The 4,358-nt window shown below is 72.2% G+C and carries 4 protein-coding genes and 1 pseudogene; 4 read left to right on the top strand and 1 reads right to left on the bottom strand.

Features of this window, described 5'->3' with window-relative positions:
• The 3 genes and pseudogenes from ABZ749_RS30320 to ABZ749_RS30310 form a co-directional block, all read left to right on the top strand.
• The coding region (locus ABZ749_RS30320; protein WP_357233769.1) for a CopD family protein at positions 1–824 on the top strand (824 nt) is incomplete at its 5' end.
• Between the two features lie 17 nt (positions 825–841).
• On the top strand, positions 842–1,576 hold the full coding sequence (locus ABZ749_RS30315) for a YcnI family protein (RefSeq protein WP_357233767.1): 735 nt from the start codon (positions 842–844) through the stop codon (positions 1,574–1,576).
• Positions 1,577–2,268: 692 nt separating this feature from the next.
• Positions 2,269–2,576, top strand: a pseudogene (locus tag ABZ749_RS30310) (hypothetical protein); the annotation flags it as partial.
• A 337-nt stretch (positions 2,577–2,913) separates the two neighbouring features.
• Here ABZ749_RS30310 and ABZ749_RS30305 read toward each other — a convergent pair.
• Entirely contained in the window at positions 2,914–4,197 is a 1,284-nt protein-coding gene (locus ABZ749_RS30305) for a glycosyltransferase 87 family protein (RefSeq protein ID WP_357233765.1), read from the bottom strand.
• A 72-nt stretch (positions 4,198–4,269) separates the two neighbouring features.
• Here ABZ749_RS30305 and ABZ749_RS30300 point away from each other — a divergent pair.
• The coding region (locus ABZ749_RS30300; RefSeq protein ID WP_357233771.1) for an exonuclease domain-containing protein at positions 4,270–4,358 on the top strand (89 nt) is incomplete at its 3' end.

Below are 4,358 nucleotides of genomic sequence, written 5' to 3'. Positions count from 1 at the left end.
GGCCGCTGGCCGGGCACGCGGCGGCCTCCCCGGCGCCGGCGGTCTCGGTGGCGGTCGACGCGGTCCACCTGGGCAGCATGGCGGTCTGGCTGGGTGGTCTGCTCATGCTCGCCGTCTTCCTGCTGCGCCAGGCCGACGAGCGGGAGCTGGGCGCGATCCTGCCGATCTGGTCGCGCTGGGCGGCGCTCGCCGTCTCGGCGCTGCTGCTGGCCGGCACCGTCCAGGCGCTGATCGAGGTGGCCACCCCGCAGGCGCTCTTCGACACCACGTACGGGCGCCTGCTGCTCGCCAAGATCGGGCTGTTCGCGATTGTCATCGCCGTGGCCGCGTACTCCCGGAAGTTGGTGCGCAGTCGCGTCGCGGCGCAACGCCCGGTACCGGTGCGCCGGGCGGTCCTGGTGGAGCTGGCCGTCACCGTCGTGGTGCTGGCCGTGTCCGCCACGCTGGTGCAGACCACGCCCGCGCGCACCGCCGCGGCCGGGCCGTCCGCCGGGGCCGAGTCCGGCCTCTTCAGCACCAGGCTCTCCAGCCCGCTCCTGTCCGTCGAGGTCGAGGTGAGCCCGGCCGGGCGGGGCAACAACACGGTTCACCTGTACGCGTACGACAAGGCCAACCAGCCGCTGCTGGTCGCGGAGTGGAAGGCGACAGTCGCGCTGCCCTCGGCCGGGATCGAGCCGATCGAGGTGCCGTTGCTGCGGTTGACGGACAGTCACGCCTACGGCGACATCAGCATGCCGACGTCCGGCGATTGGCAGCTGAAGATCACCGCCCGAACGACCGACATCGACCAGGCCACGGTGACCGCCACCGTGCCCATCCGTTAGAGAGGTTCGCGAAACCCATGACCCGATTCCGGCGTACCGCAACCGCCGCTGCCGCCCTGGCGTTCACCGCCGCCGCCACCGCTGTGCTCGGCTTCGCCGGACCGGCGTCCGCGCACGTCACGGTGAACCCGAAGGAGGCAACCCAGGGTGGCTACGCCCGGGTGGCGTTCCGGGTGCCCAACGAGAGCGACACCGCGTCGACCACCAAGTTGGAGGTCGTGCTGCCGGAGAACGCCCCGGTCGGCTCGGTGTCGACGATGCCGGTGCCCGGCTGGACGGTCGCCACGGAGAAGCGCAAGGTGGACCCGCCGATCGAGGTGCACGGCAGTCAGCTCACCGAGGCCGTCTCCAAGATCACCTGGACGGCCTCCGCCGACGCGGGGGTGAAGCCGGGTCAGTTCCAGGAGTTCCCCGTCTCGATGGGCCCGCTGCCGCAGGTCGACTCGATGGTCTTCAAGGTCCTGCAGACCTACTCGGATGGCAACATCTCGCGGTGGATCGACGAGCCGGCGCCGGGTGCCGAGGAGCCGGAGCACCCCGCTCCGGTGCTCACCCTGGCCGCCGCGGCGGCGCCGGCGGGTTCGGCCTCGCCCAGCGCAGCCGTGGCCTCGCCCGATGACGATGACGACGACGACGGCAACGGGCTCGCGGTCGGCCTCGGTGTGGCCGGTCTCGTCGCCGGTCTGGCCGGTCTGGTGCTGGGCGGGCTGGCGTTCACGCGTACCCGCCGGGAACCGGTCGCGAAGGTCTGACCCTGTTTCACCCGCTGGCCCGCCGGATCTTCCGGCGGGCCAGCGTGCTTTCCGGAGTCGATGTCGACCGTGCCGTGGATATCCCCTGATCAGACGGTGTACGTCGGTAAGGTCGGCCGGGTATTTGGCTACGGAGGGGGACGGTGCGGATGCGGTTCGTGCGGGTGATCGCCGGAGTGCTGCTGTTGGTGGTGGGGATTCCGGCGCTGTTCGCCGGTGGCGGGCTGTGGCTGGTGACCCGACATGCCGACCCCGGCGGGTCCTTCGCCGCCCGGTTCGAAACGGTCCGCACGCCCGGTCACGCGATCGTCGTCACCGACCTCGACCGGTTGCTGCGGCAGGAGGCGCCCTTCGCGCGTACCGCCCAGACCCGGCTGCGCCTGGACGCCCGCACCACGGGCGGGCCGGCCTTCGTCGGCTTGGCGCCCACCGCCGAGGTGCGGGGCTGGCTGGAGGCGGTGCCGCACGCCACGGTCCGCCGGATGGCGCTGGCCCGGGGTCCGCTGCCGGTCCGGCTCGATCCGGCCGGACCGGCCGCCGACACCCCGGATGTCGCGCCGGCCGCCGGGTCCGTCACGCCGCTGGGCAAACCCTTCTGGGTACGCGAGGGGATCGGTTCGCTGGACTGGAGCGCGGACGACCTCGCCGGCGAACCCATGAGCCTGGTGGTGATGCGCCCCGACGGGGAGAACGACCTCGCTCTGGACCTGCACGCCGAGTTGCGTATCGGGTGGACCGGCCCGGCCACCTGGGGTCTGTTGACGGTCGGCGTGCTGCTGGTGGTGTGCGCGGCGCTGCTCCTGCTGCGGCCACTACGGCCACGCGAGGTGATCTTCGTGGTCGAGCCGGATCAGGTGCCGGTGCTCGCCGGCCGGCTCGGGGTCACCTCGCTGAGTGGCCTGGGCCCCCGGCAACCCGAGCCGACCTCGCCGTTGCCGCTCCGACAACTCGCCCCGGTCGGCTCGGGCGCCCCGGAACCCGCCCGGTCGGCGATCGGCGCGGCCCGCGCGGCCACCCTCGCCGACCTGGCCGAACCGGTCCGGCTTCCCCGCCCGCCGGAGGTGACGTTGAGTCTCGCCTGGCCGCCGGCCGACGTGGACGAGCCCACGGCCCGGCCGGTGGCGGCCGCGCCGGGCGACGGCCCGGCCGGTGGCGGCCCGGTCGGGTGACGGCCCGGCCGGGTGACGGCCCGGCCGGGTGACGGCCCGGTCGGGTGACGGCCCGGCCGGTGGTGGTGGGTGAGACGGCGAGTGGCCCGCCGCGCTGCCGACGCGGAGGGCCACCCTCACCGGGGGAGCGGTGCTACCCGAGCGACGCTTGAGGTAGATGAGGACAGATTAGCGGCGAACATGACTACTCGGGAGGTCTGTCCATTTGGTGCGATTTTCCGCATCGAGCCCCGAGCGCACCGGCAACGCCGCCAGCAGCAGCAGGCTGAGCAGCACGTAGGTGTTCTGCACGACGAAGTCCACCGGATCGTGAGTGCGGACCGGCCCCGCGCCCCAGGCCTGGAACGTCACCACGCCGTAGATCGTCACGGCGGTGATGCCCAGCGCGAGCCCGGCCAGCCACCGACGACGGCGTGCCTCGTCCGGACGGTCCGCGCTCAACGCCGCGTCGGCGAGCAGCACCACCGCCGGCACGAACCAGTAGATGTGGTGGGTCCAGGTGATAGGGCTGGCCAGGGAACCGACCAACCCGGTCAACGTCAGGCCGGTCAACGCGTCACCGGCCCGCGCCGCGCGGGCGGCCCGCCACAGCCCGTAGCCGGCGACCGCGGCTACCAGCAGCAACCAGAGCAGCCGGTCCGGCTTCTCCGGCTCGGTGAACCGGCTGAGCAGGCCGAACAGCGACTGGTTGCCGACGATGTCGGTGCGTCCCACCCGCTCGGTGGTCCACAGCTCGTGCGTCCAGAACCGCCACGAGTCACGAGGGGCGATCGCCGCCGCGAGCAGGGTCGCCGCCGCCGCTGTCGCGCTCGCCACCGCCGCGGCCCGCCACCGCCGGGTGGCCAGCAGATAGACGATGAAGATGCCGGGAAAGAGCTTGAGGGCCGTCGCCAGCCCCACGCCCACCCCGGCCCAGCGTCGCGCCTGCGGCACCGCGAACAGCAGATCGGCCAGGATCAGCACGACCAACAGCATGTTGATCTGACCGAAGGTGATCGTCTCGCGGATGCTCTCCACCGCCAGCACCAGCAGGACGGCGGCGACCAGGGTGAACGTGCGGGGCAGGGCGTGTCGGGCGATCACCGGCGTCACCAGCCACCGGGTGGTCAGCACCACGGCCAGCACTGTGAGCGCCGTGAAGATCGCCACGGTGGCGCCGAGCCGTAACAGACCGAACGGCCACAGCAGCAGCGCGCTGAAGGGTGGGTAGGTGAAGTACAACTCGCCCTGCACCCGGTCGGGCTGGACGTAGTCGTAGAGCGGGTGGCCGACGCGCCACCAGTCCATCGCGGACATGTAGATCTTGAGATCGAAGAAGTTGTGCACGAGGCCGGGCAGATACAGCGCTGGCAGCACAGCGCCGAGGGCCACCACCGCGACCAGGCGACGGACCGTACGGCCGCCGGGATCGTCTTCGGTGACGGCGGGCGGTGCGACGGGTTCTGCTGGCACCCCGAAACCCTAGCGGTCCGGTCCGCCGAGAGCGCGCAGCCGCGGGGCGTGGGCTGCGCGTAGGCTGTCCCGGTGGCTGATCTCCTCGTCTGGATCGACTGTGAGATGACTGGGTTGGACCTCGGCAGGGACAAACTGATCGAGGTTGCGGCACTGGTCAC

The organism is Micromonospora sp. NPDC047753, assembly GCF_040642735.1.
Lineage (GTDB): Bacteria > Actinomycetota > Actinomycetes > Mycobacteriales > Micromonosporaceae > Micromonospora.
Note: the sequence above shows the minus strand (reverse complement) of the source record. Positions and strands in the feature narration are given on the sequence as shown.

Excerpts from the sequence above, each read along its gene's own strand:
- ABZ749_RS30315 (WP_357233767.1), top strand. The coding sequence starts at position 842 with ATGACCCGATTCCGGCGTACCGCAACCGCCGCTGCCGCCCTGGCGTTC.